The organism is Protofrankia sp. CiT1, assembly GCF_917627335.1.
GTDB lineage: Bacteria > Actinomycetota > Actinomycetes > Frankiales > Frankiaceae > Protofrankia.
The window spans coordinates 61453-66831 of record NZ_CAKJTP010000009.1 but is presented as its reverse complement, the minus strand read 5'-3'; the positions used below and the strand labels follow the sequence as shown (position 1 = coordinate 66831).

General features: G+C 72.0%; 6 protein-coding genes. All 6 read left to right on the top strand.

What is annotated here, in order from left to right; genetic code table 11:
• A partial coding sequence (locus MJ785_RS03280) for a VWA domain-containing protein (protein WP_239380015.1) occupies positions 1-829 on the top strand: 829 nt, incomplete at its 5' end.
• 2 nt (positions 830-831) lie between these two features.
• Positions 832-1437 (top strand): cob(I)yrinic acid a,c-diamide adenosyltransferase, encoded by a 606-nt coding sequence (gene cobO / locus MJ785_RS03275; protein ID WP_239309510.1) that lies wholly within the window; start codon positions 832-834, stop codon positions 1435-1437.
• On the top strand, positions 1431-2978 hold the full coding sequence (locus MJ785_RS03270) for a cobyrinate a,c-diamide synthase (RefSeq protein ID WP_239380014.1): 1548 nt from the start codon (positions 1431-1433) through the stop codon (positions 2976-2978). The genes cobO and MJ785_RS03270 overlap by 7 nt, the downstream gene beginning before the upstream one ends.
• A 112-nt stretch (positions 2979-3090) precedes the next feature.
• The gene (locus tag MJ785_RS03265) at positions 3091-3573 is read left to right on the top strand and encodes a cobalamin biosynthesis protein (protein ID WP_239309514.1); all 483 of its coding nucleotides are present in this window, start codon (positions 3091-3093) and stop codon (positions 3571-3573) included.
• A gap of 310 nt (positions 3574-3883) precedes the next feature.
• Positions 3884-4891 carry a cation diffusion facilitator family transporter gene (locus tag MJ785_RS03260; protein ID WP_370651496.1) on the top strand — a complete coding sequence of 336 codons (1008 nt, stop codon included), beginning with the start codon at positions 3884-3886 and terminating at the stop codon, positions 4889-4891.
• 35 nt (positions 4892-4926) lie between these two features.
• Positions 4927-5379 (top strand): CrcB family protein (locus MJ785_RS03255; protein ID WP_239309518.1); only part of this gene is annotated, 453 nt, incomplete at its 3' end.

Below are 5379 nucleotides of genomic sequence, written 5' to 3'. Positions count from 1 at the left end.
CCCCGGCACCGGGACGCTTGCGGGCGCGGCCGGCCGGCGCGCACGCGCCCGTACCTCCCGCGGTGCGGTCGTCACCACCTCCCCGGACGCGCCCGGCCTGCACCTGCCGGCAACCCTGCGAGCGGCCGCGCCCTGGCAGCACGCTCGTGGACGTACCGGCCCAGGGCTCGTGCTGTGTCCCGCTGACCGGCGCGGGGCGGTCCGCCAGGGACGCGAGGGCAATCTCGTCCTGTTCGTGGTGGACGCCAGTGGTTCAATGGCCGCCCGTGCCCGGATGCGTACGGTCACCGGCGCCGTGCTGTCCCTGTTGCTGGACGCCTATCAGCGTCGCGACCGGATCGGAATGATCATATTTAGGGGTTCCCGCGCCGATCTCGTCCTTCCCCCGACGTCCAGCGTGGAGGTCGGCGCGGCACGGCTCGCGTCCCTGCCGACCGGCGGTCGTACCCCGCTCACGGCCGGGCTTACCCGTGCGGGCGAGCTCCTCGCTACCGAACGCCGCCGTGACCCGCACCGGCGGCCGTTGTTGATCGTCGTCACCGACGGCCGTGCCACCGCGGGCCCGGATCCGATCGCGGCCGCGCGGACGCTGGCCCGCACCGGCGTGGCGAGCGTCGTCGTCGACTGCGAGAGCGGCCATGTCCGCCTGGGCCTGGCCGGACGCCTCGCGGCCGCGCTGGGCGGCACGGCCATCCCGATCGACGCCCTGTCAGCCACTGCTTACCAGACGGCTACGGCTTACCAGACGGCTACGGCTTACCAGACGGCCAGCCGCGCGGCCAGGGGTACGGCTGGCCCGCGGAGAGCCGATCCGCGGAAGGCCGCCTAGACATGCCACAGGGACAGCCCAGCGTCGTGCCCGACGACGGCCTGACCACCCGAACGCGCCGGGACCGGGCACTATTGATCATCCATACCGGCGATGGCAAGGGAAAGTCGACCGCGGCGTTCGGGCTCGCGCTGCGGGGCTGGGCACAGGGCTGGGATGTCGGGGTGTTCCAGTTCGTCAAGTCCGCGAAATGGCGGATCGGAGAGGAACGGGCGCTGCGCGCCCTGGCCGCGACCGGCGAGGGCGGCGCCGTCACCTGGCACAAGATGGGCGAGGGCTGGAGCTGGGTACAACGCCGGATCGACCCCACGGCAGAACCAGCCGAGGCCGCCCGCGAGGGCTGGGCGCAGATCCGTCGGGACATCGCCGCGCAGACCTACCAGCTCTACGTCCTCGACGAGCTGACCTACCCGCTGACCTGGGGATGGATCGACACCGACGAAGTCGTCGAGGTGCTGCGTACCCGCCCGGGACGCCAGCATGTCGTGGTGACCGGCCGCGCCGCGCCGCCCGCGCTGGTCGACGCCGCCGACCTGGTCACCGAGATGACCAAAGTGAAGCATCCGATGGACGCCGGGCAAAAAGGCCAGCGGGGGATCGAATGGTGACCGCCCCGGGCCTGCGCCCGCCCCAGCCGGTGATCCCACAACTGGTGATCCCACGGCTGGTGATCGCCGCCCCGGCGAGCGGTGCCGGCAAGACCACCGTGGCGACCGGGCTGATGGCCGCGTTCACCGCCCGCGGCCTGCGGGTCTCCCCGCACAAGGTCGGGCCGGACTACATCGACCCGACCTACCACGCCGTCGCCAGCGGACGCCCCGGCCGCAACCTCGACGCCGTCCTCTGCGGGGAGCACCGGATCGCGCCGCTGTTCGCCCACGGCGCCCACGGCGCCGACCTCGCCATCGTCGAGGGCGTGATGGGCCTGTTCGACGGGGTGTCACTGCCCGGACCCGGCCAGCCCACCGACTTCGCCTCGGCCGCCCATGTGGCCCGCCTTCTCGACGCCCCGGTCGTGCTGGTGCTCGACGCGTCCGCCGTGGGCCGCTCGGTGGCCGCCACCGTGCACGGCTTCGCCACTTGGGACGACCGGGTGCGCCTGGGCGGGGTGGTGTTCAACCGGGTGGGCTCGGCCGGTCACGAACGGCTGCTGCGGGACGCGGTCGCCGGTCTCGGTATCGCCGTGCTGGGCGTCGCGCGCCGCGATGATCGGGCCGCGGTGCCATCCCGGCATCTCGGGCTCATGCCCGCGGCCGAGCGGGCACCGGCCGCGGCCGAGGCTGTCGGCGCGCTCGGCGCGCTGGCTACCGCATCATTCGATCTTGATGCCGTACTCGCGCTCGCCCGGTCAGCACCGCCGCTGCGCGTGCGGCCCTGGTCGCCGGCCACCACCATCCCCACCGTGATCCCCACCGCGGCACCGGCACCGGCACCGGCGTCGGCGTCGGACCGGCCGGCGCGGATCGCGGTCACGGGCGGGCCGGCGTTCACCTTTGGCTACGCCGAACAGGTCGAGTTGCTGCTGGCCGCGGGAGCCGAGGTGATCACTGTCGACCCGCTGCGTGACGAGGCCCTGCCGAGCGGCTGCGACGGGCTGATCATCGGTGGTGGCTTCCCCGAGGAACACGCATCCGCGCTCGCCGCGAACACGACCCTGCGCGCCGACGTGGCGGCGCTGGCGGACCGGGGCGCGCCGGTCGTCGCCGAGTGCGCGGGCCTGCTGTACCTCGCCCGTTCCCTGGACGGGCATCCGATGTGCGGGGTGCTCGACGCCGACACCGCGATGAGCCCCCGGCTCACCCTTGGTTATCGACGGGCCGTGGCCGCCTGCGACAGCCCGATTGCCAACGCCGGTACCCCAGTGACCGCGCACGAGTTCCACCGCACAGCGGTGCTGGCTGCCCGCGAAACCGCCCGCACCGGGGCCGCACGGCCGGCATGGCGTGTCGAAGGCCGAGGCGACCGGTCCGGGAGCGGCGATCGGGATGATCGGCTGGAGGGCTTCGTGCGCGGTGGGGTACACGCGTCCTACCTGCATCTGCACTGGGCGGGTGTACCCGGCGCGGCCACGCGCTTCGTCGCGGCGGCGAAGCAGGCCAGGCATGGGAGCCATGGGAGCCACGGGAACGGGCCGCGATGGCCGCAATGAGCGCGCAGCCGGCCCCGGGCGACCGGCTGATGGGATGCGCGCTGGCCGGCGCCGGTTTCGAGGCCGCGGGAAGCCCGCTTGCCACAGCCCGGTTACGGCCGTAACCGGCCCGATGGTCGTCTACCGGCGGCGACCACTAGTCGTCGGAGTCGGCGCGAGCCGCGGCGCACCCGCACGGGAAGTTCTCGACCTGGTCGAACACGCGCTGGCCGACGCGGGCCTGTCACCGCTGGCGGTACGCCACCTCGCCACCGTCGACGCCAAGCGCGATGAGATCGGCATCGTCTCGGCCGCCCGTGCCCGGGGCTGGCCGCTGCTGTTCCACCCGGCCGCGGCGCTCGCCACGGTTGACGTGCCCAATCCCTCGGATGTGGTGCGGGCCGCGGTCGGGACGCCGAGCGTGGCCGAGGCGGCGAGCCTGCTCGGTGCCGACAGTCTCCCAGCGGCTGGCGCTGCGCTTGTCGTGCCCAAGCGGGCGAGCGCACATGCCACCGTGGCGGTGGCCCGCCACCGTCCCCGCGACTGGTTGACGATCGTCGGTCTCGGCTCCACGGCCGGCCGGGGCCTTGACCACTCAGCCATGACGCCAGGCTGATCGTCGCGCACGCCGCGCGCCAGACCCGGCCGCTCTCGCGTACCGGCAATGAGCTCGCCAACAATGGCGCGGAAAGTCAGCGCCCGGACCCGGCCGACATCGATAATAATGACGCAAGAAAAATGTACGCAAACGAAACCGGATTCGGTGCCGACACTCGTTTTCGCTAAGCAATAGTGGGTGTGCTTCCGGGAGCGGGGCTGTGGTGCGTGCGTCGCGAGGCGAAAGCCGGCGCCGGGGCGCCGGGGCGAAAAACGGTACGGTGGAAAAGGAATGAGGGAGAGGAAGGGCTGCGGTGGGTGACACCGGAATGGGCCAGGATACGGATGGTCATCATACGGATGGCCACGGCGGTCACCGGCATGATGTGGCAGCGGACGCCGACCGCCGCTGGTTGACGATCGCGTTGGGCCTGATCAGCGGCTACCTCACGGCAGAGGTCGTCGTCGGCCTGCTGGCGCACTCCCTGGCCCTGCTGTCGGACGCGGCCCACATGCTCACCGACGCGTCGTCGATCGTGTTGGCGCTGGCCACGCTGTGGCTCGCGGCCCGGCCCGCCCATGGCTCATACACGTTCGGGCTGCGCCGCGTGGAGATCCTCTCCGCCCAGGCCAACGGCATCACCCTGCTGCTGCTGGCTGGCTGGCTCAGCTATCAGGCAGTCGTTCGGCTCCTGGCACCGAGCGCGGTGGCCGGCGGGCTCGTCCTGGGCACCGCGCTCGTCGGCGTGTGCGTCAACATCGCCGCGACCTGGGCGATCAGCCGAGCCAACCGGGCCAGCCTGAACGTCGAAGGTGCTTTCCAGCACATCCTCACCGATCTCTACGCGTTCCTCGCGACCGTCCTCGCGGGCGTCGTCATCCTCGTCACCGGATGGGATCGCGCCGACTCGGCCGCCTCGATTGTCGTTGTCATCCTCATGGTGAAAGCAGGCGTCGGGCTCCTACGCGCTTCCGGCCGGATTTTTCTCGAGGCCGCGCCGGACGGGATCGACCCGGACGGCATCGGTGCCGCCATGGCCCGCCGGCCCGGTGTCAGCGAAGTCCACGATCTCCACATCTGGCAGATCACCTCCGGGGAGCCGGCACTGTCCGCGCACGTCCTCGTGCTCCCCGACGCCGACTGCCACGCCGTCCGCGTCGATCTGGACGGCTGGCTGCGAGACGACCACCGCATCGACCACACCACCCTGCAGGTGGACCATCAACCCACCGAGGCACACCACGCCGACGCGATTCATCGTGGCGTACAGCCTCACCCACACTGCGTCACGTCACACGGCAGGACGCACTACGCCGCGGCCTCCCTGCCGACCTGAACACAGTCGACCTGAACACAGTGGGCCCGAAGCGGATGCTCGTCGAACCGGCCGATCCCGATGTGGATCCACGCTGGCCCCCGCGGCGCCAGGGGCCGCGCCGCGCACCGCTCCCGCGGCTGGCCGTCATTTCCGTCGGCGGCGCGCTGGGGGCCTGCGCCCGCTACGGCATGGCGCTGCTCTGGCCCACCCCAGCGGGGGCGTTCCCCTGGGCCACGCTGGTCGTGAACGCCTCCGGATGCGCGTTCATCGGGCTGCTCATGGTAATGGTCACCGAGCTGGATACGGTACATCCACTGGCGCGGCCGTTCCTGGGCACCGGGGTGCTGGGCGGGTTCACGACCTTCTCCACATATGCGCTCGACGCCGAGGGGCTGGCAGCGGGCGGACACGCCGGGACGGCGCTGGTATACCTGGTACTGACCATGGCAAGCGGGCTCGGCGCGGTCTGGGCCGCGACCCTGGCAACACGATCGTTGCTGGCGCGG